This window comes from Brevundimonas sp. T2-11 (genome assembly GCF_055397675.1).
This window is the reverse complement of sequence record NZ_AP027920.1, coordinates 1065556-1087876: the sequence shown is the minus strand read 5'-3', so window position 1 is coordinate 1087876 and position 22321 is coordinate 1065556. Positions and strand designations below refer to the sequence as shown.

Sequence of the window (22321 nt, the reverse complement as noted above, 5' to 3'; positions counted from 1 at the left end):
GAGCGCGCCCTGCGCTCGATCCTCGGGTCAAGCCCGAGGATGACGGCGGTTGAATGCGGCCGGGAAGGCCTACTCGACCGTCGCGGCCAGCAGGGCCGAGCGCCTGGCCGCCCGTCCCTTGAGCCAGCGCATGGCGACCACGGCGACCACCACGACCGCGCCAAAGGCGATCAGCATCAGGGTCGGGCCGTGGGCCTCGCTCATGAACTCCAGTTGCGCCAGGCCCTTGGCCGCCAGATAGCCGGGCGCCAGCATGGCCAGGACCCAGACGAAGGCCGAGGTGACGTTCGCCAGCTGGAAGACCCGCTGACGCATCCGCAGCACGCCGACCATGACCGGCACGAAGGCGCGCAGCGGGCCGAAGAAGCGGCCGATGAAGATGGAGGCCACGCCGTAGCGACGGCAGTAGAGCCGCGTCCAGGCGATCTTGCGACGGTGCGGCAGCAGCATGGGCTGGCGCAACACGCCCGTGCCCAGCCGGCGGCCGATCCAGTAGGAGATGGCGTCCCCCATGACCGCGCCGATCACGCAGCCGGCGATGACCGAGACCGGATCCAGCACGCCTGCGGCCACCAGTCCGCCCGCCGCGACCAGCAGGCCCGTAGCCGGCACGAAGGCGCCGATGACCACCAGAGACTCGAAAAATGTGACCAACCCCAGAACGACCCCGGCCCAGACATGGTGTCTGGCGATGAAATCGGCGGCCGAACTAAGCAAACTATCCATACTGGTCCTCTATCTCCCAACGCATATGGGAGATCGCCGCCCAAAGGGAATGCGGCGATGGGACGCCCCGAACGAAACCGTCCGCGCCGTGGCGCAGACGCCTCAGTCCGGGCGGTGGCTTCAGTCGCCGCCGAGCTGGAGCGACACGCCCGCGGACTTGGTCGTCACGTCCTCGACCCTGCCGTTGGAGCGCATCCTCAGCGGCGCATAGCCCCGGGCGCCATAGCTGAAGGGTTCCATCAGGCCGAACGGGCGGCCGTAGGCATAGCCCCACGGCGAACCATAGCCATAGCCCCAGGGGCTGTTCCGGGTCTGACTGACGCTGAGGTTCAGCGTTCCGTTCTCACCGAGCGGCATGGATACGGCCGCCGCATAGCTTTCATAATCCCCGGTCCCGAATCCGACGCTGACCTCGCCGTGCATCTTGCGCGGCTCGACCTCGGCCCAGGGATCGGCCGAAGCGCGCCCGGCGGTTTCCGCCGTACGCTCGCCGATCCAGCGGGCGATCTGTTCATCCGTGCTGAGACCGTGCGGAGCGGCGCTCTGGACCGTCGTGCTGGGCGAGGCGTCGGTCGTGGAGGCGGCCAGCATGGCCGCCGTGGCGATCGGCACGGCCTGCTCGCCGCGCGGCGCGGTCGTGACCACGCCCTCGGGGTCCATGTTCGCCAGCAACATCGCGGCGGCGGCCAGTTCGATCATCATGCGCCCGTACTCCCGTTCGTCCCTACCCTAACGGCAAATGCGGCTAAGGTCAGGCGGTCCCATCGCCGCGCCCCAGGGGATCAGGCAGAGCTTCGCCTTCCGGCACGAAGCTGAGGGCGACCGAGTTGATGCAGTAGCGCAGGCCCGACGGCGGCGGACCGTCGGGGAAGACGTGGCCCTGATGGCTGTCGCAACGGGCGCAGCGGGTCTCGACGCGCACCATGCCGTAGCTGTCGTCGCGTACGGCGCGGACGTGGGTTTCGTCCACCGGCACGCTGAAGCTGGGCCAGCCCGTGCCGCTCTCGAACTTGGTGGCCGAGCGGAACAGCGGCAGGCCGCATTCCCGGCAGCAAAAGACCCCCGCCCGCTTCTCACCCAGCAGGGTTCCACAGAAAGGCGCCTCGGTGCCGTGGGCCAGCAGGACGCGCTTCTCCTCCGGCGACAGGTCGGCCTCCAGCACCACGCGCTGGCTCTCGCTCGGCGGCGTCAGATCAAAGCCCGTGGGGGAACGAAGCGGCGCGGGATTTTCGGTCTGGGTCATGCGCCCAAAATAGGAAGGGCCGGACGATGTTTCCACCGTCCGGCCCCAATCACTAGCTCAATCGGGCCTCAAGTAGCCCAAAGGGCGGTTGGCCCTAGAACATGGCCTCAAGTAGCCCAAAGAGCGGTAGGCCCTAGAACATGGCCTCAAGTAGCCCGAAGGGCGGTAGGCCCACTCATGATGAGCCCGAAGGGCGGTAGGCCTCTTAAAAGAGACCACCGACCCAGGTGCGGACAGCCGCTTCGTCGGTCGGATTGCCGGTGAAGGTCAGGCCCTGGGCCGGGACATGGCCCTGGTTGTTGCCGCGCTGACGCGTGGTCCAGGCCTTGTGGCCGTAGCTCAGGTCCGAATAGTTCGACGGCAGGCGCAGCACGGTCGGCTCGATGAAGATCGAGTCCACGGCGGTCGGCGAACCGGCCAGCTGCACGTTCGGCAGGCGGGTCAGCAGGTCCAGGGTGTCCAGGCAGCCGTTGGTGCAGCCGCCGTCGACCAGAACCACGACCTTGCCCTGTACGGGGTTAGCCGCGCCGGCGTCGGCCACGGCCGGACGACCCGGCATGACAAAGGTCGGCTGGCCTGCGGCCAGGGCGGCGTCGAACGCAGCGACGATGGCCTGGGTCTGTTCGATGACCGGCGCCGATTCCTGCACGAAGCGCGGATCGGCCTGCATCCGCGCCAGGGTCTCGGCGAACCACTGACGGTTGGCCGGGGTGGCGCGATAGGTGATCTGTCCGGCTTCCGGCTGGCGGCTGACGGTGAATTCCGGCGACCAGATGCGGTTTGCCAGGCCATAACCGCGCGACGTGGCGTTGATCGAGTCGCCGTCGGCGCCGCGCAGGTCGATGACCAGGCCCTGGGCGCCGCGCAGCGTGGCGGCTTGCGCCTCGACCTGGGCGAAGAAGGCGTCCCAACCGGCGCTGTCGTCCAGCGAGTTCACATGCACCCAGGGACGGCCGTCGACCTGCTCGATCGACAGCTTGGTCGCGCCCGGCGTGAAGACCGAGGCGCGATAGGCGGCCTCAAGGTTCGCGGGCGTCGCCGGTTGCGGGCTCAGCGTATAGTCGCGGGTGCGACGGCCGACCTGAAACTCGCAGGTCGAGGGCACGCCGCCGGCCATGGGGTTGTTACGGTTCCACAGCAGGTAGGGCGCGGTGCGGACGCGGGCGGCTTCGGTCGTCAGGTCGCCTTCGAAGCCGTCCAGCTTGGCCTTGGCGAAGTCGGCGATCGGCTGAAGATTGCAAGCCTTGACCACAGCGCCGACCGGCGGCGCGCCGCGCACGCCCGGCTGGACGTAGGAAACGACATACTGGCCATTGCGCCAGGCGGTGGCCACGCCGGGCCAGCCGGTGGCGAAGAAGGGGCTGGCCCCTTCGAAGGTCGGGCTGGTGGCGATGTTCGAGTCGCGGAAGCCGTTGGCGTAGTAGCGCAGCAGATAGGCATGGCTCTCGCCGCTGTTGACCTGGCCGGCTTTGGACAGGGCGTCCTGCAGGCCGGCGTCGATCCAGCCGCGGAAGGTTTCGCCGGCGGCGCCCGGCACCACGGCGGCGGGGTGATTGGCCTTCAGGGCGTCGTGCGTCGCCTGAAGGTCCTGGCGCGCAAGATCGCTGAAATTCTGCGCCGAAGCGCTTCCGGCCGCGAAGGCCAGAGCGAGAACAGCCGCTGAGGCGGTGAGCAGACGTTGCATGAAGGGAACTCCCGGAGGCCGTCGAAACGCAGTTTGGCCGTGTTTAAACCCAAGAAAGGCCCGCGTTAAAGCCCCGCGACGAATTGACCGCCGCGCTTGGGCGCCCATGCCCCGGTTTACTCATGCAGGTCAGGGCCCTAAGCGAGGTCGTCATTTTTCGCAGAACCGACGCCGGATGCACCGTTTCTCAGACCTGTTCCTGACGTCCAGCGGGCGCACCGGCCGCCTGGCCTTCAGCATGGGGGCGCTGGCCCTTCTGACTCTCTGGACGGCCTTCGACCTCTTCGCGCCCCTGGCGGCCCGGGACCTCGCCGGCTGGCTCGTCGCGGCGGTCCTGTTCTACAGCGGCGCCTGCGTCCTGTCGCAGCGGCTGCATGACCGGGGGCGTTCAGGGTGGTGGAGCGGGCCGATACTGCTGGCCGTGGCCATGGCCTGGCCGCGCCCACAGGCGCCGCTGGACTGGATCGCCGCCGCCGTCCTGATCCTGGTCGCCGTCGATCTGGCCCTGCTGCCGGGGCAGAAGGCGTTCAATCGTTACGGCGCGTCACCTCGTGATCAGAGCGGCGCTTCGCCGTCCTGAATCGGGCCGAACACCCGCTGGAACGAGGCCTTCAGCGCCCCGTCCGCCTCGTCCATCGTCGCCAGAACGCCCAGATCGACCAGGCTGGTCACGCCGTGCTCGGTGATGCCGCACGGCACGATGCCGCCGAAGTGGTCCAGGTCCGGTTCCACGTTCAGGCTGATGCCGTGGAAGCTGACCCACTTGCGCACCTTGACGCCGATGGCGGCGATCTTGTCCTCGCGGGACCAGCCCGCGCCCTTGCGCTCGACCCAGACGCCGACACGGCCCTCGCGCATTCCGGCCTCGACCCCGAACCGGTCCAGGGCGCCGATGATCCAGTCTTCAAGGCCATGGACGAAGGCGCGCACGTCCTTGCCGCGCCGGTTCAGGTCCAGCATGACATAGGCCACGCGCTGGCCCGGCCCGTGATAGGTGAACTGCCCGCCCCGTCCCGTCTGGTGAACCGGGAAACGATCCGGCGCCAAGAGGTCGTCGTCCTTGGCCGAGACCCCCGCCGTATAGAGCGGCGGGTGTTCCAGCAGCCAGACCACCTCCTCCGCCTCGCCCGCCGCGATGGCGGCGACGCGCGCCTCCATGGCGGCGACAGCGGGTTCGTAGTCGACATAGCCGGTCGAGACCGCCCATGCGACCGGGCGGCCGTCAGGGCGGATCAGGGATGTTTCAGTCAGGCTTAACGGGTCGGCAAGCATGACGCTTCAATGTGTCTCCCGACGCGGCGGCGCAAGGGCCTCCCGTTGTTTGTGAGTATCGTCTTGAGCCAGATCGAAGCCGTCGAAGTCGAGATTTCGGTCGTGCTGGGCCGTTCGGTCCTGCCGATGCAACAGTTGCTGCGCATGGGTCGCGGCGCTGTGATCCCGCTCGACGCCTCCGAACGCGACGAGGTCTGGATCCTGGCCAACAACCATCCGGTGGCGCGCGGCGAGATCGAGATTCGCGACGACCGCATCGCCATCACGGTGACCCGCACCGCCGACATCTACGACTTCATGGCCGGCGCGGCTTGATGTTGAGCCGCGGTCAGAAGGCTCCGCCTTCTCGACCCGACGCGGCTTGCTTCGCTGTGTCACAACGGCAAATGGTGAGGAAAATCGCCGCCTTCGCCTATTTCCGCAAAACCCCCTTTTCTTTCCGTCCTCTCTCCGCTATTGCCCGCCCTCCGATGCGAGCGGTCGTGGCGGAATTGGTAGACGCGCAGCGTTGAGGTCGCTGTGGGGCAACCCGTGGAAGTTCGAGTCTTCTCGACCGCACCATCTGATCTGACAGGGCGACACTCGGCTATACCAGGCTGACATTTCGGGGAGGCAACACGTGACACACACGGATTCAGCCTCCCCGGCCCCTGCTCCCGAAATCGAAACCGAAGATCACGTCGCCCTCGGCGAGGACTACGCCCTGACGGCCTCCTTCGTCGAAAAGGTCGTGGACGCCGCCGACGACGGCGACGGCATGCGCCTGCGCGGCCTGCTGGAAGACCTGCACCCCGCCGACGTCGCCGACCTGATGGGCTTCCTGACGGCCGAGCACCGCGCCGTGGTGGTCCAGTGGCTGCCGCCGGATCTTCTGGCCGACACCCTGCCCGAGCTGGACGACGGCATCCGCGAGGAAGTGCTGGAGCGGGTGCCCCACCTGACCTTGGCCGAGGCTCTTCAGGAACTGGACTCCGACGACGCCGCCGCCGTGGTCGAGGACCTGGAGGATGACCAGCGCGAGAAGGTGCTGGCCGCCATGCCCGAGGTCGATCGCGCCGCGATCGAAAGCTCGCTCGGCTATCCGGAAGATTCCGCCGGGCGCCTGATGCAGCGCGAGGTCATGGCCGCGCCGCAGTTCTGGAACGTCGGCGACACCATCGACCACGTCCGCCGCCAGGGCGAGGACCTGCCCGAGCTCTTCTTCGACATCTATGTCGTCGATCCGCTGAACCATCCGGTCGGCGGGGTAGCCATCAGCCGTCTGCTTCGCGCCCCGCGCGAGACGCCGCTGTCCGAGCTGATGGAGCCGGTCAACGAGATCGACGTCGATGTCGACCAGGAAGAGGTCGCCTACATCTTCGAGAAGTACAACCTGATCTCGGCCCCGGTCGTAGACAGCGGCGGTCGACTGGTCGGCCAGCTGACGGTCGATGACATCGTCCACATCATTCAGGAAGAGAACCGCGAGGACATCCTGCGCCTGGCCGGCGTCTCGGACGAAGACCGCTCCTCGGGCGTGCTGGAGATCGTGCGCGGCCGCGTGCCCTGGCTGGGCATCAACCTGTTCACCGCCGTCCTCGGCGCCGGCGTCATCGCCTTCTTCGAGGGCACGATCCAGCAGATCGTCGCCCTGGCCGTCCTGATGCCGATCGTCTCGGCCATCGGCGGCAACGCCGGCACCCAGGCCCTGACCGTCACCGTGCGCGCCCTGGCGACGCGCGAACTGACCTCGTCCAACGCCGTGCGCACCTTCTGGCGGGAGCTGACGGTGGGTCTGGCCAACGGCCTGGTCCTGGCGCCCCTGATCGGTCTGGCGGCGGGCTTCTGGTTCCAGGAATGGCGCCTGGGCGCGGTCATCGCCGCGGCCATGATCCTGAACCTGCTGGTGGCGGCCACCGTCGGCGTGCTGACGCCGCTCACCCTGTCGAAACTGAAGTTCGACCCGGCCGTGTCTTCGGCGGTGTTCGTGACGGCGACGACGGACTTCTTCGGCTTCCTGATCTTCCTCGGCCTGGCGACCATCGTCCTGCTCTGAAGCGGGACGACGGCCTTAGGAACGCGGCTTGCTGCTTCGCCTTGCGGGCGAGCGCGCCCGTTCCGAATTGGGTCAATCCGTGTCCGCAACAACCTCCCAGCGTCTGAAGGTGTCCCGCGAGGGCCTGCTTCTGATCAAGAGCTTCGAGGGCTTCCGCCCCCGGACCGTGCGTCGGCGCGACGGCGTGGCGGTCATCGGCTACGGCCACACCAGGTCCGCCCGCCCCGGAGCCACGATCACCGAGGCCGAGGCGGAGCTGCTGCTGCAATATGACCTCCTGCCCGTCGTCGAGACGATCAATAGCCGTGTCGCGATCCCGCTGAACCAGCATCAGTTCGACGCCCTGGCCAGTTTCATCTTCTCGGTCGGCGTCCAGCGCTTCGAAGGTTCCGACGTGCTGGAACAGCTGAACGCCGGCGCTCCCGCCCGCGCCGCCGAGGCGCTCAGCGGCTGGCCGGATCGGGTCCAGCCGGCCATCGACGCCCCCTATCGCCGCCGTTCAGCCGAGCGCGCCCTGTTCGACACGGCTCCCGAACGGGCCGCCCCGCTCGATCTGCTCCTCACCGCCCCGGTTCAGGGGCCTGGCGCCAAGACCGCCCCGGTCGAGGACGAGGCCCCCGCCACGATTCAGGTTCTACGTCACGAGAAACGCGCCGCCGCGCCCGTGCTGAACGACACCGGCGCGGTCGTTTTCATCGGCGGCATCGGTCTGCTGGCCTTCGCCGCAGGCGTCGCGGCCTTCCGTCGCGTTCTGGCGGGCCATCAGGCCACGGACGGCACCGTGTTGATCGGCGGCCTCCTGGCCGTCATTGGCCTGATCTTCATCGGCACAGCCGGCTGGAACCTGACGCGCAAGCGGAACAATAAACGCGTCGTCTGAGGCCGCTATGCGAAGCGCGTGCGCGATGCTACGCCTTGCGGCATGAGCATTCCCTTCGCGCCCCAATCCATGGAATTCGGCCTCGGCGAGAACGCCGACGCCATTCGTGAAACCACCGCCCGCTGGGCCGCCGACCGGCTGGCCCCCCTGGCCGCCGAAATCGACGAGAAGAATGAGTTCAGGCGCGAGCTGTGGCCCGAGATGGGCGAGCTGGGCCTGCACGGCATCACGGTGGAAGAAGAGTTCGGCGGCCTCGGCCTCGGCTACCTCGAACACGTCGTGGCGATGGAGGAAGTGTCGCGCGCCTCGGCCTCGATCGGCCTCAGCTACGGCGCCCACTCCAACCTCTGCGTCAACCAGATCCGTCGCTGGGGCACGCCCGAGCAGAAGCACAAGTACCTGCCCAAGCTGATCTCGGGCGAACATGTCGGCTCCCTGGCCATGTCCGAGGCCGGCTCCGGCTCCGACGTCATGTCCATGCGCACCCGCGCCGACAAGAAGGGCGACCGCTACGTCCTGAACGGCACGAAGTTCTGGATCACCAACGCCCCCTCGGCCGACACCCTGGTGGTTTACGCCAAGACCGACCCCGAGGCGGGGTCCAAGGGCTGCACCGCCTTCCTGGTCGAGCGCGGCATGAAGGGCTTCAGCGTGTCCAAGAAGCTGGACAAGATGGGCATGCGCGGCTCCGACACCGCCGAGCTGGTGTTCGAGGACTGCGAGATCCCCGAAGAGAACGTCATGGGTCCGGTCGGCGGCGGCGCCGGCGTGCTGATGAGCGGCCTGGACTATGAGCGCGCCGTCCTCTCGGCCGGCCCCCTGGGCATCATGCAGGCCGCCCTGGACGTGGTCCTGCCCTACGTCCGCGAGCGCAAGCAGTTCGGCAAGGCCATCGGCTCCTTCCAGCTGATGCAGGCCAAGGTCGCCGACATGTATGTCGCCCTGAACAGCGCCCGCGCCTATGTCTACGCCGTGGCCCGCGCCTGCGATCAGGGCAAGACCACCCGCTATGACGCGGCAGGCGCCATCCTGCTGGCCTCGGAGAACGCGGTGAAGGTGTCGCTGGAGGCCGTTCAGGCCCTGGGCGGCGCCGGCTACACCAGGGAATGGCCGGTCGAGCGCCTGGTGCGCGACGCCAAGCTCTACGACATCGGCGCCGGCACCAATGAGATCCGCCGCTTCCTGATCGGCCGCGAGCTTCTGGGCTGACGGAACGACACGGCGGGCGGGCGGTTTTTCTTGCTCACGCAGGAGAGCCGCCATGCCCGCCAAGTCCGCCGCCCAACAGAAGGCCGCCGGGGCCGCCCTGTCCGCCAAACGCGGCGAGACGCCGAAATCCAAGCTGAAGGGCGCATCGAAATCCATGCTGGAATCGATGACCGATAAACAACTCGAAGAGTTCGCCCATACCCCGCGCAAGGGCAAACCCGAGCACGTGACGAAACATTAAGCCGCACCCCGCGTGTCAGGGATGGCGCAGGGTTCGCGCCGCCCCTAACTTGGCGAACCTTCGCTCCCCGAGTCTCGCCTGATGACGCTTGTTTCCACGCCCCTGCCGCCGGATGAGGACCGGACGTTTTCCGACGTTCTGGAATCGCTGGGCCATGGCGCTGATCCCAAGCTGACTCTGAAGGAAATGGTCGCGGCCTTCGGCGAGCGCGGCTTCGGCGCCGTCATCCTGATGCTGGCGCTGATGGCCCTGATCCCCTGGCCGCCCGGCGGCAAGGCCGTCTTTTCCGTTCCCATCATCCTGATCGCCGCCGAACTGGCCTTGCAGCGCGACAAGGTCTGGCTGCCGCGCTGGCTGATGAAGGCTTCGGTCAGCCGCGCCACCTATCAGAGCGCCAGCCAGAAGATCCTGCCGCGCCTGCGTCAGGTGGAACGCCTGACGCGCCCCCGCATCCCCGTCCTGACCGGCGAATTCGCCGACGTGGTGGTGGGCGTGATCTGCATCCTGCTGGCCCTGATGATGGCCCTGCCGGTGCCCTTCGGCGACGCCCTACCCGGCCTGACCCTGGCCGTCTTCGGCCTGGCCATCATCCAGAGGGACGGCGCCTTCATCATCGCGGGCCTAATCGGCACGGCGATTTGTGGCGTCTACCTGACCCTGGTCTGGACCACGGTCGTCGCCATCATCCACGGCGTCGCCAACTGGTTCAGCACCCTCTTCTAGCGACCACAAAAAAGCGCCGCCGGGTCAACCCGGCGGCGCTTCATTGTCGGACCGCGAACGGCCTGACCGCTGCCTTCCCGAAGGATCAGGCCCGGGCCTCCCGAGAGGTCCAGATCGCGGCCTTCGCTCGCGATGGATGACAATGAGACACTGGCCACCTCCTTTCGACTGCTGAACAGGAAGGTCAGGCTAGGTCCGCTCACGCCCCCGCGTAAAGGCCGCTCCCGCCTTCGTGATCAGGCCGCCTGGGCCGGCCCCGCCAAACCCTGCATGACCATGCGGTTGATATCGATCAGGGTCTCGAAGTCGCCGTCGCCGCGCATCACCGCCGAGCTGTGACGACCGATGAACAGGTCCAGCGAAATGATCTGCGCCCGCAGCGCCTGGGGCATCGCATTGGACGGCTCGCTGCACGAGGTGGACAGGGTCGACCACAGCCGACGGTTCCAGTCGATCGCATCGATCCGGGTGGTGATGTCCGCCTTGTCGACGGTGGACGCATGCATCAGGGCGCGCGTCACCTGACCGAACAGCCGGTATTCCATTTCGCGCGGTGATTCAGCCCGCGTCGCCGCTGTCTTGTACGCTTGAAGCGACATTGCCGAGCCTTTGGTCTTCGTAATCGACGATTTTACGGGCGCCCATCAGGGCCTTGTAGTGCTGCCGCGCCAGCACGTGCTTGGAGCAGGCGACGCATTCCGCCAGGATATCCGGGTTGCGGATCGCTCCCATGAACTCCGTCAGGCGCAGGGCGAACTCGTCATAGAATTTCGGCGCCTCGGCCTCGTCCAGATACATCATCATGACGGGGAAATAGATGCGGCGCGCGGGCGTGGTGACGTCCTCGGGCTGCATGATGTCTTTCTCGCGCAGGACGCTGGCCTTGTTCTGCAGGACCAGGACGCCGCGCCGGTCGCCATTCTGGACGACGGCGCCGTTCAGGACGAATTTTTCGCCGGGCTTGAGCGATAGTTTCAGCGGCAAAGGGAATCTCCATGGCGCACCGGCAACCTGGACGGCGGGCGGCTGAAGAACTGTAAAGCGACGTGGTTAACCATCTCTTCCCCTGCCCCTGAGGAAAACCCCGTGTGTGCGCTTTCGTCCCGCACGCCGCAAAGGAACGGCGCGCCAGCCTGCGCCGTTACGTCTTCAGCAAGGAGGCGCAGATGGGCAGACCGGAAACCGATTTCGATGCTCAGGACCAGGCCGAGGTCTATGACGAGACCCACATCGACGACGAAGGCGACGGCGACCTGTCGCTGGACGAGGTCGATGATGTTCTGGACGTCACCCAGACGGACGGCGACGCCGACGACGAGGCCTTCGACGAGGATGACCCCGATCTCGAACGCAACCTGGCCCTGGACGGCGTGGAGGCGGAAGCCGACGCCCTGCTGGGAGTCGATTCGATCCGTCTGAGCGAGACCGACGCCAACGGCGAAGTCGGTTCCAGCCCCGAAGAGATCGAACTGGTCTACGCCGGACTGATGCGCAATCAACGCGGCGCCCAGGCCAGCGCGGCCCACTGGGAGGCCCGGCGCCTCTCCGACGACGACATCGAAGATCTGGGCTACGGCCCCGAAAGCGAGGAGCGAGCATGAGCGAACATCACCCGACCAGGGCCCACGAAGACGCCGACCCCAACACCCCGCCCGCCAAGAAGGCGCCCCGCGAGGAAGGCAAGCCGGACCAGCTGAAGGACAAGGAAAAGGAAGCGGAGAACCGCCAGGAAGCCCTGATCGACGAAGGCGTCGAGGAAACCTTCCCCGCCAGCGACCCCGTCTCGGCCAAGCGCATCACCTGACCGCAGTCTGTTCAGGCGCGTCTTGATAAGCTACCTGCTGCTGTCCCCCGATTGGAGCAGCCTGTTCATGAGCCGGTTCGAAGGCACGTCCGACTACATCGCCACCGACGATCTGAAGGTCGCGGTCAACGCCGCGGTGGCGCTGGAGCGTCCCCTGCTGATCAAGGGCGAGCCCGGCACCGGCAAGACGGTCCTGGCCTATGAACTGGCGCGGGCGCTGAACGCCCCGCTGATCACCTGGCACGTCAAGTCGACCACCAAGGCCCACAACGGCCTCTATGAATACGACGCCGTATCGCGCCTTCGTGACAGCCAGCTGGGCGACGAGCGCGTCCACGACGTCCGCAACTACCTGAAGAAGGGCAAGCTGTGGGAGGCCTTCACCGCCCCTGTCCGCCCCGTCCTGCTGATCGACGAGATCGACAAGGCCGACATCGAGTTCCCCAACGACCTGCTGCAGGAACTCGACCGTATGGAGTTCTACGTTCAGGAGATCGACGAGACGATCCGCGCCGAGGTCCGCCCCGTCGTCGTCATCACGTCGAACAATGAGAAGGAACTGCCCGACGCCTTCCTGCGCCGCTGCTTCTTCCACTACATCCGCTTCCCCGACGCCGAGACCATGCAGGACATCGTCGAGGTCCACTTCCCCGGCATCAAGCCGCGCCTGGTGTCCGAGGCGCTGAAGACCTTCTACGAGATCCGCGACACGCCGGGTCTGAAGAAGAAGCCCTCGACCTCGGAACTGCTGGACTGGCTCAAGCTGCTGCTGGTCGATGACGTCTCGCCCGAAACCCTGCGCGAGAAGACGCCGGGCAAGCTGATTCCGCCCCTGCACGGCGCCCTGCTGAAAAACGAGCAGGACGTGCATCTGTTCGAGCGTCTGGCCTTCCTGAACCGTCGCGAAGGCGCCAGGCCCGGTTCCTGAGACGGCCACGACGCCGCCGCCGTCGATTACCGCGATTTCACTGGAATAGCCGCGCCTTGCGCGCACAATCGGACCCGAACAGGAGCCGACCATGCATCATCTCCTCTGGCCCGTCTGCGCGCTCGCGCTCATGACCGCCGCCTGCGACAACGGCGGCGCGGTGCGCATCACCACGACCTCGTCCGGCAAGGATGCGGCGGGCGTGCTCAAGGTCGTCGACGCCCTGCAATGCCCGCAGACCCAAGGCGTTCTGACGCGCAAGGGCTCGGCCCAGGCTGATGGAAACACCTGCGTCTACAGCGGCCCGCGGGGTTCGGAAGTGACCCTGCACCTGGTGTCGCTGAACGGCCGCTCGGTTCATGACGCCTTGAAGGACTTCGAAACGCGCCTGTCCGCCGACCTGCCCGAAGCCCTGGCGCAAGCCCGCGCCAGCGAAGACCGTGCGCGCGCGGAGGCGGATCGCGCCGAAGCTGACGCCGCCCGGGCCGAAGCCGACGCCGAACGGGCGGGCGCCGACGCCGAACGCGCCGCTCTCGAGGCGGAAGCCGCCGCCGACGCCGCTGCGGATACGGCCCATGTCAGCGCGCCGGGCATGCGTATCGACGCCCAGGGCGACAAGGCGACTGTCCGCCTGCCAGGCATGCGTATCGACGCCGACGGCGACCGCGCCAACATCCGGATCGGCGGCATCACTATCCGCGCCGACGACAGGAACAGCCAGGTCAAGATCCGCTCGGACGCCGAATCCGGAAACGAGGCCGTGACCATCGACGCCAACGACGGCGGCGCCCGCATCCGCACCAGTTCGCCGGGTGAAGCGGTCCGAGCCACCTTCCTGATGACCGCCGACCAGTCCTCGACCACCGGCTGGCGCGTGGTCGGCTATGAGGCGCGCGGCCCCTCGGGCGGCCCCATCGTCGTCGCCACCGTGCGCGGCAAGGATCGTAACGAAAACCGTGTGTTCGAGGCCGCCAAGGCCCTGGTGACGCTGAACGTCGGGGATTAACCCCCACGAATCGCAACGCTTGCCCTTGATCGGGCGTTCGGGATGCGTCACCTCACCTGCCCCATGCGCAGGACCCCGAACTTGGCTGAAGAACACGAAGAACTGGCCCCCAGGCCCAAGCCCAAGACGCCCAAGCCCCCGCGCGCCTGGCAGCGGATGCTGTCGGGCCGTCGCCTCGACCTGCTGGACCCCTCGCCCTTCGACATCGAGATCGAGGACATCGCCCACGGCCTGGCCCGCGTCGCCCGCTGGAACGGCCAGACCATCGGCGAGCACGCCTTCTCGGTCGCCCAGCACTCCCTGGTGGTCGAGGAGATCGCCGCCCACATCCGGCCGGGGCTGGAGCCCAAGTGGCGCCTGGCCGCCCTGCTGCACGACGCCTCGGAATACGTAATCGGCGACATGATCTCGCCGTTCAAGTCGGCCCTCGGCGCCGGCTACAAGGACTTCGAAGCCCGACTGGAAGCCGCCATCCACGTCCGCTTCCAGCTGCCGCCCAAGACCCCGCAGACGATCAAGACCCTGATCAAGAAGGCCGACCGCGCCTGCGCCTTCTATGAGGCCACCCAGTTGGCGGGCTTCAACAAGCGCGAGTCGCTGCAGATCTTCGGCGCCCCGCCCGCCGGCTACGACCTGATCATCGACCCCCTGCCCGCCTCGGTGGCGCAGCAACGCTATCTGGACCGCTACCGCGTTCTGGCCGAAGCTGTCGGCATCCTGCCCGGCGCCGACGCCTGGCACACGGAATAGGGGCTGCATGACGCAGGCGGGGGCGCTTCAGGGCAAGGAACAGGGCGTGCGGATCGGCCTGTCGGCCGTGGTCATCGCCCTGCGCGCCGGTCAGGCCGTGGTCCTGACCACCCACGCCGCCGACGGCGCCCCGGCCCTGCCCTTCGGCCCCTTCGACCCGGCCCGCGACCGCACCTTCGAACTGGCCCTGCGCGCCTTCGTCACCGAGCAGACCGGCTTTCCGCTCGGCTTCGTCGAACAGCTCTACACCTTCGGCGACGCGGGCCGCGCCTCGCCGCGCGCCACGCCGGGGCCTGAGCGCGCCCGCGAGGTCTCGGTCGGCTATCTGGCCCTGACCGCCGACGCGCCCGAGGCCCCCGGCCTGGACGCCGCCTGGACCCCCGTCTTCGACATCTTCCCCTGGGAGGACTGGCGCGACGGGCCGCCCGCCGTGATGGCGACCCTGGCGCCCGCCCTGCGCGCCTGGGCCGACGGCGACGCCCGCCGCCTGGGCCGGGCCGAGACCCTGTTCGCCCTGACGCCGGAACGCCGCTGGAACGAGGAAAGGGTCCTGGAGCGCTACGAGCTGCTCTACGAGGCCGGTCTGGTCGCCGAATCCGCCCGCGACCACGACCGCGCCGCGCCGCCAGCCCTGCCCGACCTGCCGATGGCCTCGGACCACCGCCGCATCGTCGCCACAGCCCTGGGTCGCCTGCGCAGCAAGCTGAAGTACCGCCCGGTCCTGTTCGACCTGACGCCGGACACCTTCACCCTGTCCGCCCTGCAGGCGGCGGCCGAGGCCGTGGCAGGCCTGTCCCTGCACAAGCAGAACTTCCGCCGGGGCGTTGAACGCGCCGGTCTGGTCCAGGCCACAGGGGTGTTCTCCAGCGACACCGGCGGTCGCCCGGCCGAACTGTTCCGCTTCGTCGGCGGCGATCCGCTGGGCGGTCCTGCCTCCGGCCTGACCCTGCCCGGACAGCGCTGAAACTTTTGTCGAATTTCTTCGCTGGAATCGCTTGCGGCCCGCGCCGCCTTTGACTAGAGAAGCCCCTCGCTCGACCAAGCGAATATCGGCCCCGCGGAGAGGTGGCAGAGTGGTCGAATGTACCGCACTCGAAATGCGGCGTACGTGGAAGCGTACCGTGGGTTCGAATCCCACCCTCTCCGCCACCGGCCTTCTGAAGCGCATGAGACAGCCCTTCGGGGCGCTGCTTCGATCCAGGACACAGGCCGGTACGGGTCGCCTCGCAGCGCAAGAACCGCTATGGCGAGCCCATGTCCCTGCGCTCTCTCTTCCCGACCCAGGTCTATGACGCCTCGCTGGCTGCCCTGCCCGCCTGGCCCGAACTGCACGAGGAAATCCTAGACCTCTGCCTGGTCATGGCCGAGGAGGACGAAGCCGGGATCGAGTGGTGCAAGGCCAACCACTATCCGGGCTACACCTCCTACGGCTCGATCAACGACCTGCCGCACCGTTTCCCTGAATTCGCCGAGCTGAAGAAGCTGCTGGACAGGCACGCCGCCGCCTACGCCAAGGCCCTGCATTTCGACCTGGCGAGGAAGCCCAGGCTGGATAATCTGTGGGTCAACGTCCTGATGCCCGGCGGCGGCCACACCGGCCACATCCACCCCCACGCCATCATTTCCGGCACCATCTATATCCACGTGCCCGACGGCGCTTCCTCGCTGAAGATCGAGGATCCGCGCCTGGTCATGATGATGGCCCGCCCCGGCCTGACCGCCGAGGCGAGCGAGGCCGAGAAGCCGTTCGTCTATCTGAAGCCCGCCTCCGGCACGATTCTGATGTGGGAAAGCTGGCTGCGCCACGAGGTGCCGGCCAACCGCGCCGAGGAACAGCGTATCTCGATCAGCTTCAACTACGCCTGAGGCGCCCGCGCGGATCGCGCGAGCGCCCCTGCGATCAGCAGTCGAAGTAGAAGGTCTCGATGTGCTGCCCCAACTGCAGGGGGTAGTGATAGGTGCTGCCGTCGCAGTTCTGACCCGAAGTCGCGACCAGGATGCGGGGCTCGAACTCCTGATTGTAGTGATACGACACATGCCCCTGCTCGACCGGGCCACGGCCCGGCCATTGCTGGGCGCTGGCCGCGCCAGAGACGGCTGCGATCGACAGCACGGCCAAGGCCGCAAGACGCGAAATCCTCATCGACTTTCCCTCCTGTTGCGCCTCATTGCGCACGAAAAGAGGACTACAACCCAACGACAATCTCAAGTTGTATTTCTGGCAACACCTCAGCCATAACGCCGCACCATCGCCACATTCTTCATCAGTCTCCCCTGCAGTGAAGCTTTCAGGGGGAATGACGCAGATGATGAAAACACCACGCACGGCCGTCCTGGCGCTGTCATTTGCTGTCGCTCTCATACTGCCGGCTTGCTCGCCCAGGGCTGACGCCCAGACGGTGAGCCCTGCCGAGGGCGCGCCCTATGTGCTGACCGGCACCCAGGTCTGGAGCGTGCCCGATCCCGTCTCGGGTCGTGAATACGAGGTCTTCGTCAGCCTGCCCGCCAGCTATGAGACCGAGCCGAACCGCCGCTACCCGGTCCTCTATGTCACCGATGCGGACTACGCCTTCCCCATCATCCGCCAGATCGCCCGGCGGGTGAATCTGGACGGGCCGGTGATCGAGGAGTTCATCCTGATCGGCCTGTCCTACGCCAAGGGCGACGGCGGCGCCGACAGCCGTCGCCGCGACTATACGCCTACGCCCAACGGCCCGCGCAGTTCGGGCGACGCCGTTCACGGCGGCGGCGCGGCCTATCAGACCTATCTGAAAACCCAAGCCCTGCCCTTCGTGGAGCAGAAGTTCCGCACCGATCCGGCGCGACGCGTCCTGCTGGGCCACTCCTACGGCGGTCTGCTGGGCGCCCAGATCATGTTCACCGATCCGACGATGTTCAGCGGCTATGTCCTGGGCAGCCCCTCCTTCTGGTACGACAAGCGCCACATGATGAAGATGGAGGCGGATTACGCCCGCACCCATCGCGACCTGCCCGCCGAGGTCTTCATGTATGTCGGGGCCTTCGAAGGCCCCGGCCCCACCGCCCGGCACGCCAATGAGACGGACATGGTCGGCGACATGCGCACCATGGAAAGGCTGCTGAAATCGCGCGCCTATCCGGGCCTCAGCGTGCAATCGACGGTGCTGGAAAACGAGGACCACCTGACGGTCGCCCCCGTCGGCTTCACCCGCGCCCTGATGGCGGTCCTGCCCGCCAGACCCTAGCGCCGCGCGAAGACCGCATCCTGATAGGTCAGCGAAGCCGGGCGGCCATCGGCGCCCAGTTTGAACACGACGCCCTCGCCCCGGAACGGCGTCAGCTCGACGCGAAGACCCTCCGGTTCGGTCAGGTATTCCGCCAGGGCCTGCTGCACGCCGATGGCGACCGACAAGCGCTCGCCCGCCTCGCGGATCGTCAGGGTTCCATAGGCCGGATTGACGTAGTCGCCGACGTAGGCCGCATTCGGCAGCGACAGGGTGCGCGGTCGTTTCGCCCGCGCTTCCACGGCGCCGGCGACGCCTGCGCGGCGGCGGTCGCGCTCGATCATCAGGGCGTCGAGTTTGGCGTCATAGACCGCCTCGATATCGGGCAGACCCGCGAACCAGTCATAGGCGTAGTTGGCGACCAGATCGGCCAGATCCCCGGCGAAGGCGTCCTCATTGACCATGACCGCCACGCCCAGACGGCGCTCGGGCATGAAGGAGACATGGGCGCGCGAGCCCGAGAAGTTGCCGAAGTGGTGGATCAGCACATCGTCGCCATAGCGCCCGACCTGCCAACCCAGGCCATAGCCGTTGCGGACATAGGGGCCAAAGGTCGCGTCCTGCGCCACCCGAGATGCATGGGTCGAGGCGATCAGACCCGCCGGAAACACCTGACGTCCGCCGACCCGACCGTCGCTGATCTGGACCTCCAGCCAGATCGCCATGTCCTTCGCGGTCGAGATCAGCCCGCCCGCCGACTGCATGGTGGCGTCGGTCTTCTGCAGGGGTGAACGCTCCGGCTGGCCGGGGATCCGTCCGAAATGACCGGCGGCGACCACCAGCCCCGCCGCACGCGCCTCGTCGATGCGGGCGGTCGTGGCGGTCATGCCCAGCGGCGTCAGGACTTCGTCCTCGACCAGTTCGCGCCAGTCGCGGCCCCATCGACGCTCCATCAGCACCGTGGCGAGGTTGTAGCCCGAGTTGGCGTAGACGAACTGGCCATAGGGCGTGTCGCGCGGCTGCGTCTCCGCCGTCAGCCGCCACAGCTCCTCCGGCGTCCAGTCCCCCGAATAGGCGAGGCGAAAGGCGATGGGCCCATTGTCCACGCCCGAACGATGGCTCAGCAGGTCGGTCAGGGTGATCCGGCCCGCGATGTCGGCCGGCACGCCGGACGGCGGCGCCCAGTCGGCCAGGGGCGCGTCCAGATCGACCTCGCCTCGCTGGGCCATGGCGGCGACGGACAGGGCGGTGAAGGCCTTGGTGGCCGAGGCGATGTAGAATCGCGTGTCCGTCGTGACGGCTGCGCCCGTTCCCACGTCCGCGACTCCAAAGCCCGCCGCGTGAACCAGCCCCTCTTCATCGACCACAGCGAACGCCAGACCGGGCGCCGCCTCCAGCCGCTGCATCGCCCGTCCTGCGAAAGCGTCCATAGCCGGACCGAGGGCTTCTCGATCCTGAGCGCTAGCCTTCCCCGCGCCGCAGACCAGCACCACCGCCAGCAGTCCGCCCTTCGCCCATGATCTCATGAAAGCCGCTCCCTGCCCCCAACGGGCTGCCGGGTAGAGGCCGCGACCGGCCGGAACGGATGCAGCGCGCCTTCAAACCGCCCCGCCTTGCGTCTAGAGATTTGCCCAAAGGGTCCGCGACGGCTACATCCCGCGTCAACCTCCCCATCAGATCAGACGACAGGGCGTAAACGCACCTCATGGCGCAGCAATATATTTTCCAGATGCAGGGTCTGACCAAGACCTTCCCTGGCGGCAAGAAGATCTTCGAGAACATCTGGCTGAGCTTCTACAACGACGCCAAGATCGGCGTCGTCGGCGTCAACGGCTCGGGTAAGTCCACCCTGCTGAAGATCATGGCCGGCCTGGACAGCGAGTTCCAGGGCGAGGCCCGCGCCGCTGACGGCGTCAAGCGCGGCTATCTGGAGCAGGAGCCCAAGCTCGACGACAGCCTGAACGTTCGCCAGAACGTCGAGGCCTGGTGCGAAGAGAAGCAGTGGGTCAACCGCTTCAACGAAGTCGCCAACGAACTGGGCGAAAACTACACCGACGAGCTGATGGAGGAGATGACCGCCCTCCAGGAGAAGATCGACGCCGGCGACGTCTGGGACATCGACAGCCGCATCGACCAGGCCATGGGCGCCCTGCGCTGCCCGCCGGACGACTGGGAAGTCACCAACCTGTCGGGCGGTGAAAAGCGCCGCGTGGCCCTGGCCCGCCTGCTGCTGTCCAAGCCCGACATGCTGCTGATGGACGAACCGACCAACCACCTGGACGCCGAATCCGTCGCCTGGCTGCAGCACCACCTGGAGAACTTCCCGGGCTGCGTCATCCTGGTCACCCACGACCGCTACTTCCTGGATCAGGTCACCAAGTGGACCCTGGAGCTGGACCGCGGCAAGGGCCACCCGCACGAGGGCAACTACTCCTCGTGGCTGGAGGCCAAGCAGAAGCGCGTCGTGCAGGAGCAGTCGGAATCGGAAGCCCGCCAGCGCGCCCTCACCCGCGAACTGGAATGGGTCCGCTCGGGTGCCAAGGCCCGTCAGGCCAAGTCCAAGGCCCGTCTGGCCGCCTATGAGAAGATGGTCGCCGAGCAGGAAAACAGCCGCGCCGCCCAGTCCTTCGCCGTCATCCAGATCCCGCCCGGCCCGCGCCTGGGCAATGTGGTTCTGGAGGTCGAGGGCCTGAAGAAGTCCTATGGCGACAAGACCCTGTTCGACAACCTGACCTTCAAGCTGCCGCCCAACGGCATCGTCGGCGTCATCGGCCCCAACGGCGCCGGCAAGTCGACCATGTTCAAGCTGATCACCGGCCAGGAACAGCCGGACGGCGGCTCGATCAAGGTCGGCGAGACCGTCAAGCTGGCCTATGTCGACCAGTCGCGCGACGACCTGAAGCCGGACGACACCATCTGGCAGGCCATCTCGGGCGGCACCGACATCATGATGGTCGGCAAGCGCGAGATTAACAGCCGCGCCTATGTCGGCAGCTTCAACTTCAAGGGCGGTGATCAGCAGAAGAAGGTCGGTCAACTGTCCGGTGGTGAACGCAACCGCGTCCACCTGGCCAAGACCCTGGCCGCCGGCGGCAACCTGATCCTGCTCGACGAACCGACCAACGACCTGGATATCGAAACCCTGCAGAACCTCGAAGAGGCTCTGGAGGAGTTCGCCGGCTGCGCCGTGGTCATCTCCCACGACCGCTGGTTCCTGGACCGTCTGGCCACCCACATCCTCGCCTTCGAAGGCGACGGCCACGTGGAATGGTTCGAAGGCAACTTCGAAGCCTACGAACAGGACAAGATGCGCCGCCTGGGCGCCGACAGCATTATTCCCAAGCGCATCCAGCACCAGAAGTTCGGTCGCTGATCCGGCGTTAATCTGAATGAGGCGGCCCTCCGAGCGATCGGGGGGCCGTTTTTCTTTGGCCGCTGGCGCTCTGGCGGAACCGGGTTAGTCTGACGCCATGACCCAGCGTCCCGCCATCCTGATCATGCAGCGGCACCTCGCGCCGCTCAGCGTCTTTCTCGAAGGCGCCTATGACGTCTATCGCTTCTGGGAGGGGCCGCCGATCGAGGCCGCCGCCGACGTGCGCGTCCTGGTCGTGGCCGGCGAGTTCGAACTGGACAAGGACCTGATCGAGCGCCTGCCCAACCTGTCGCTGATCGCCTGCTTCACCTCGGGCTATGACGGCATCGATGTGGAGTGGTGCCGGGCGCGCGGCCTGCCCGTCACCCACGCCCCCGCCATCAACCACGAAGACGTCGCCGATCACGCCCTCGGCCTGATCCTGGCCGCGCGTCGTCAGATCGCCGAGGGCGACCGTCAGCTCCGCGCCGGCGGTTGGACCCCCGCGTCCAAGACCATCACCCCGTCACTGGGCGGGCAGACCATCGGCGTCGTCGGCCTGGGCGCCATCGGCGAGGCCGTGGCCCGCCGCGCCGAGGTCATGCGGATGAAGGTCCAGTGGTGGGCGCCGCGCGCGAAAGAAGCCCCCTGGCCCCGCGCCGACAGCCTGCTGGACCTGGCCCGCGCCTCGGACGTCCTGGTCGTCGCCTGTCGTGCGGACGAAACCAACCGCGGCCTGATCTCGGCCGAGGTGATTGAGGCCCTCGGCCCGTCGGGCCTGCTGGTCAATGTCGCGCGCGGCCAGTTGGTGGACGAAAACGCCGTCATCGCCGCCCTGCGCGACGGGCGGCTGGGCGGGGCCGCCCTCGACGTCTTCGAGACCGAACCGACCGACGCCGCGCGCTGGGCCGCTGTGCCCAACACCGTCCTGACGCCCCACACCGCCGGCGCCACGACCGAGGCGGTTCAGGGGATGCTGATGCTGCTGCTCCAGAACCTGTCGGCCCATTTCGCGGGCGAGCCGCTGAAGACGCCCGTCGAGAGCTGAGTCATCGCTTCTCCTCCCCATGAAATGGGGAGGTGGCGCGTCGGCGAAGCCGTCGTGACGGAGGGGCGACCTTCAATCAACCAGCCCCTCCACCGCTACGCGGTTCCCCTCCCCATTTCATGGGGAGGAAAGCAGACCACTGTTCGACTTTGCCCACGTTGCGAACGATCCGTGCAGCGCACCGGGCGATAGTCCCCATTCGCAGCCAGTTTTTGCT

General features: G+C 67.3%; 26 protein-coding genes and 2 tRNA genes. 19 read left to right on the top strand and 9 right to left on the bottom strand.

The window, feature by feature from the left end:
- Positions 1-69: 69 nt before the first annotated feature.
- From ACZ5XO_RS05415 to ACZ5XO_RS05400, 4 genes are all read right to left on the bottom strand, one after another.
- Positions 70-726, bottom strand: coding sequence for a DedA family protein (locus ACZ5XO_RS05415; protein WP_464164283.1), 657 nt, complete (start codon positions 724-726; stop codon positions 70-72).
- Positions 727-846: 120 nt separating this feature from the next.
- Positions 847-1428, bottom strand: coding sequence for a hypothetical protein (locus ACZ5XO_RS05410; RefSeq protein ID WP_464164282.1), 582 nt, complete (start codon positions 1426-1428; stop codon positions 847-849).
- A gap of 49 nt (positions 1429-1477) precedes the next feature.
- Positions 1478-1969, bottom strand: a complete 492-nt coding sequence (msrB, locus tag ACZ5XO_RS05405; RefSeq protein ID WP_464164281.1) for a peptide-methionine (R)-S-oxide reductase MsrB — start codon at positions 1967-1969, stop codon at positions 1478-1480.
- 205 nt (positions 1970-2174) lie between these two features.
- On the bottom strand, positions 2175-3653 hold the full coding sequence (locus ACZ5XO_RS05400; protein WP_464164280.1) for a hypothetical protein: 1479 nt from the start codon (positions 3651-3653) through the stop codon (positions 2175-2177).
- 175 nt (positions 3654-3828) lie between these two features.
- On the opposite strand from ACZ5XO_RS05400, the gene ACZ5XO_RS05395 reads away from it, so the two are divergent.
- Positions 3829-4233 (top strand): DUF805 domain-containing protein, encoded by a 405-nt coding sequence (locus tag ACZ5XO_RS05395; protein WP_464164279.1) that lies wholly within the window; start codon positions 3829-3831, stop codon positions 4231-4233.
- On the opposite strand, the gene lipB is transcribed toward ACZ5XO_RS05395, so the two are convergent.
- A complete protein-coding gene (lipB, locus tag ACZ5XO_RS05390; protein ID WP_464164278.1) occupies positions 4209-4925 on the bottom strand; it encodes a lipoyl(octanoyl) transferase LipB in 717 nt (238 codons plus the stop codon). The two genes, ACZ5XO_RS05395 and lipB, sit on opposite strands and share 25 nt — an antisense overlap.
- Positions 4926-4934: 9 nt before the next feature.
- Between lipB and ACZ5XO_RS05385 the strand changes: the two genes are divergently transcribed.
- From ACZ5XO_RS05385 to ACZ5XO_RS05355, 7 genes are all read left to right on the top strand, one after another.
- Complete coding sequence (locus ACZ5XO_RS05385) at positions 4935-5240, top strand: FliM/FliN family flagellar motor switch protein (protein ID WP_464164277.1); 306 nt, start codon at positions 4935-4937, stop codon at positions 5238-5240.
- A gap of 161 nt (positions 5241-5401) precedes the next feature.
- Positions 5402-5486, top strand: a tRNA-Leu gene (locus ACZ5XO_RS05380).
- A gap of 58 nt (positions 5487-5544) precedes the next feature.
- On the top strand, positions 5545-6960 hold the full coding sequence (mgtE, locus tag ACZ5XO_RS05375; protein WP_464164276.1) for a magnesium transporter: 1416 nt from the start codon (positions 5545-5547) through the stop codon (positions 6958-6960).
- A 28-nt stretch (positions 6961-6988) separates the two neighbouring features.
- Positions 6989-7840: a lysozyme gene (locus tag ACZ5XO_RS05370; protein WP_464164275.1), complete on the top strand. Its 852-nt coding sequence runs from the start codon at positions 6989-6991 to the stop codon at positions 7838-7840.
- A gap of 42 nt (positions 7841-7882) precedes the next feature.
- On the top strand, positions 7883-9049 hold the full coding sequence (locus tag ACZ5XO_RS05365) for an isovaleryl-CoA dehydrogenase (protein WP_464164274.1): 1167 nt from the start codon (positions 7883-7885) through the stop codon (positions 9047-9049).
- A gap of 52 nt (positions 9050-9101) precedes the next feature.
- Positions 9102-9290, top strand: coding sequence for a DUF3008 family protein (locus tag ACZ5XO_RS05360; RefSeq protein WP_464164273.1), 189 nt, complete (start codon positions 9102-9104; stop codon positions 9288-9290).
- A gap of 81 nt (positions 9291-9371) precedes the next feature.
- Positions 9372-10013, top strand: coding sequence for an exopolysaccharide biosynthesis protein (locus ACZ5XO_RS05355; protein WP_464164272.1), 642 nt, complete (start codon positions 9372-9374; stop codon positions 10011-10013).
- Between the two features lie 236 nt (positions 10014-10249).
- On the opposite strand, the gene flaF is transcribed toward ACZ5XO_RS05355, so the two are convergent.
- Positions 10250-10612: a flagellar biosynthesis regulator FlaF gene (gene flaF / locus ACZ5XO_RS05350; RefSeq protein WP_464164271.1), complete on the bottom strand. Its 363-nt coding sequence runs from the start codon at positions 10610-10612 to the stop codon at positions 10250-10252.
- A complete protein-coding gene (flbT, locus tag ACZ5XO_RS05345; RefSeq protein ID WP_464164270.1) occupies positions 10572-10997 on the bottom strand; it encodes a flagellar biosynthesis repressor FlbT in 426 nt (141 codons plus the stop codon). Before flbT ends, flaF begins: the two co-directional genes overlap by 41 nt.
- A gap of 104 nt (positions 10998-11101) precedes the next feature.
- Here flbT and ACZ5XO_RS05340 point away from each other — a divergent pair, with 104 nt between their 5' ends.
- The 8 genes from ACZ5XO_RS05340 to ACZ5XO_RS05305 all read left to right on the top strand — a co-directional run bounded on the left by ACZ5XO_RS05340 (position 11102) and on the right by ACZ5XO_RS05305 (position 16367).
- A complete protein-coding gene (locus ACZ5XO_RS05340; RefSeq protein WP_464164269.1) occupies positions 11102-11614 on the top strand; it encodes a hypothetical protein in 513 nt (170 codons plus the stop codon).
- A complete protein-coding gene (locus ACZ5XO_RS05335) occupies positions 11611-11817 on the top strand; it encodes a hypothetical protein (protein WP_464164268.1) in 207 nt (68 codons plus the stop codon). Before ACZ5XO_RS05340 ends, ACZ5XO_RS05335 begins: the two co-directional genes overlap by 4 nt.
- A gap of 67 nt (positions 11818-11884) precedes the next feature.
- The gene (locus ACZ5XO_RS05330) at positions 11885-12745 is read left to right on the top strand and encodes an AAA family ATPase (protein ID WP_464164267.1); all 861 of its coding nucleotides are present in this window, start codon (positions 11885-11887) and stop codon (positions 12743-12745) included.
- Between the two features lie 91 nt (positions 12746-12836).
- Positions 12837-13751 carry a methyltransferase type 11 gene (locus ACZ5XO_RS05325; RefSeq protein ID WP_464164266.1) on the top strand — a complete coding sequence of 305 codons (915 nt, stop codon included), beginning with the start codon at positions 12837-12839 and terminating at the stop codon, positions 13749-13751.
- A gap of 156 nt (positions 13752-13907) precedes the next feature.
- Entirely contained in the window at positions 13908-14501 is a 594-nt protein-coding gene (locus ACZ5XO_RS05320; protein ID WP_464164864.1) for a YfbR-like 5'-deoxynucleotidase, read from the top strand.
- A 7-nt stretch (positions 14502-14508) separates the two neighbouring features.
- Positions 14509-15465, top strand: a complete 957-nt coding sequence (locus tag ACZ5XO_RS05315) for an NUDIX hydrolase (protein WP_464164265.1) — start codon at positions 14509-14511, stop codon at positions 15463-15465.
- A gap of 95 nt (positions 15466-15560) precedes the next feature.
- Positions 15561-15650 (top strand) — tRNA-Ser (locus ACZ5XO_RS05310).
- A gap of 105 nt (positions 15651-15755) precedes the next feature.
- Entirely contained in the window at positions 15756-16367 is a 612-nt protein-coding gene (locus tag ACZ5XO_RS05305; RefSeq protein WP_464164264.1) for a TIGR02466 family protein, read from the top strand.
- A 34-nt stretch (positions 16368-16401) separates the two neighbouring features.
- Here ACZ5XO_RS05305 and ACZ5XO_RS05300 read toward each other — a convergent pair whose 3' ends face one another.
- Positions 16402-16644, bottom strand: a complete 243-nt coding sequence (locus ACZ5XO_RS05300) for a hypothetical protein (protein ID WP_464164263.1) — start codon at positions 16642-16644, stop codon at positions 16402-16404.
- Between the two features lie 256 nt (positions 16645-16900).
- Here ACZ5XO_RS05300 and ACZ5XO_RS05295 point away from each other — a divergent pair, with 256 nt between their 5' ends.
- Positions 16901-17725 carry an alpha/beta hydrolase gene (locus ACZ5XO_RS05295; protein WP_464164262.1) on the top strand — a complete coding sequence of 275 codons (825 nt, stop codon included), beginning with the start codon at positions 16901-16903 and terminating at the stop codon, positions 17723-17725.
- On the opposite strand, the gene ACZ5XO_RS05290 is transcribed toward ACZ5XO_RS05295, so the two are convergent.
- Positions 17722-19230, bottom strand: a complete 1509-nt coding sequence (locus ACZ5XO_RS05290; RefSeq protein WP_464164261.1) for a serine hydrolase — start codon at positions 19228-19230, stop codon at positions 17722-17724. The two genes, ACZ5XO_RS05295 and ACZ5XO_RS05290, sit on opposite strands and share 4 nt — an antisense overlap.
- Positions 19231-19409: 179 nt before the next feature.
- On the opposite strand from ACZ5XO_RS05290, the gene ettA reads away from it, so the two are divergent.
- Together ettA and ACZ5XO_RS05280 are read left to right on the top strand one after the other, a co-directional pair.
- The gene (ettA, locus tag ACZ5XO_RS05285) at positions 19410-21077 is read left to right on the top strand and encodes an energy-dependent translational throttle protein EttA (protein WP_464164260.1); all 1668 of its coding nucleotides are present in this window, start codon (positions 19410-19412) and stop codon (positions 21075-21077) included.
- A 97-nt stretch (positions 21078-21174) separates the two neighbouring features.
- The gene (locus ACZ5XO_RS05280; protein WP_464164259.1) at positions 21175-22104 is read left to right on the top strand and encodes a 2-hydroxyacid dehydrogenase; all 930 of its coding nucleotides are present in this window, start codon (positions 21175-21177) and stop codon (positions 22102-22104) included.
- Positions 22105-22321: the final 217 nt, after the last annotated feature.

Coding starts and splice junctions, on each gene's coding strand:
- ACZ5XO_RS05385 (WP_464164277.1), top strand. CDS start 4,935: ATGTGTCTCCCGACGCGGCGGCGCAAGGGCCTCCCGTTGTTTGTGAGT.
- ACZ5XO_RS05395 (WP_464164279.1), top strand. CDS start 3,829: ATGCACCGTTTCTCAGACCTGTTCCTGACGTCCAGCGGGCGCACCGGC.
- ACZ5XO_RS05320 (WP_464164864.1), top strand. CDS start 13,908: ATGCTGTCGGGCCGTCGCCTCGACCTGCTGGACCCCTCGCCCTTCGAC.
- ACZ5XO_RS05315 (WP_464164265.1), top strand. CDS start 14,509: ATGACGCAGGCGGGGGCGCTTCAGGGCAAGGAACAGGGCGTGCGGATC.
- ACZ5XO_RS05400 (WP_464164280.1), bottom strand. CDS start 3,653: ATGCAACGTCTGCTCACCGCCTCAGCGGCTGTTCTCGCTCTGGCCTTC.
- lipB (WP_464164278.1), bottom strand. CDS start 4,925: ATGCTTGCCGACCCGTTAAGCCTGACTGAAACATCCCTGATCCGCCCT.
- ACZ5XO_RS05325 (WP_464164266.1), top strand. CDS start 12,837: ATGCATCATCTCCTCTGGCCCGTCTGCGCGCTCGCGCTCATGACCGCC.
- ACZ5XO_RS05280 (WP_464164259.1), top strand. CDS start 21,175: ATGACCCAGCGTCCCGCCATCCTGATCATGCAGCGGCACCTCGCGCCG.
- ACZ5XO_RS05355 (WP_464164272.1), top strand. CDS start 9,372: ATGACGCTTGTTTCCACGCCCCTGCCGCCGGATGAGGACCGGACGTTT.
- ACZ5XO_RS05410 (WP_464164282.1), bottom strand. CDS start 1,428: ATGATGATCGAACTGGCCGCCGCCGCGATGTTGCTGGCGAACATGGAC.
- msrB (WP_464164281.1), bottom strand. CDS start 1,969: ATGACCCAGACCGAAAATCCCGCGCCGCTTCGTTCCCCCACGGGCTTT.
- ACZ5XO_RS05305 (WP_464164264.1), top strand. CDS start 15,756: ATGTCCCTGCGCTCTCTCTTCCCGACCCAGGTCTATGACGCCTCGCTG.
- ACZ5XO_RS05415 (WP_464164283.1), bottom strand. CDS start 726: ATGGATAGTTTGCTTAGTTCGGCCGCCGATTTCATCGCCAGACACCAT.
- ACZ5XO_RS05300 (WP_464164263.1), bottom strand. CDS start 16,644: ATGAGGATTTCGCGTCTTGCGGCCTTGGCCGTGCTGTCGATCGCAGCC.
- flaF (WP_464164271.1), bottom strand. CDS start 10,612: ATGTCGCTTCAAGCGTACAAGACAGCGGCGACGCGGGCTGAATCACCG.
- ACZ5XO_RS05330 (WP_464164267.1), top strand. CDS start 11,885: ATGAGCCGGTTCGAAGGCACGTCCGACTACATCGCCACCGACGATCTG.
- ACZ5XO_RS05360 (WP_464164273.1), top strand. CDS start 9,102: ATGCCCGCCAAGTCCGCCGCCCAACAGAAGGCCGCCGGGGCCGCCCTG.
- ACZ5XO_RS05290 (WP_464164261.1), bottom strand. CDS start 19,230: ATGAGATCATGGGCGAAGGGCGGACTGCTGGCGGTGGTGCTGGTCTGC.
- ACZ5XO_RS05365 (WP_464164274.1), top strand. CDS start 7,883: ATGAGCATTCCCTTCGCGCCCCAATCCATGGAATTCGGCCTCGGCGAG.
- ACZ5XO_RS05335 (WP_464164268.1), top strand. CDS start 11,611: ATGAGCGAACATCACCCGACCAGGGCCCACGAAGACGCCGACCCCAAC.
- ettA (WP_464164260.1), top strand. CDS start 19,410: ATGGCGCAGCAATATATTTTCCAGATGCAGGGTCTGACCAAGACCTTC.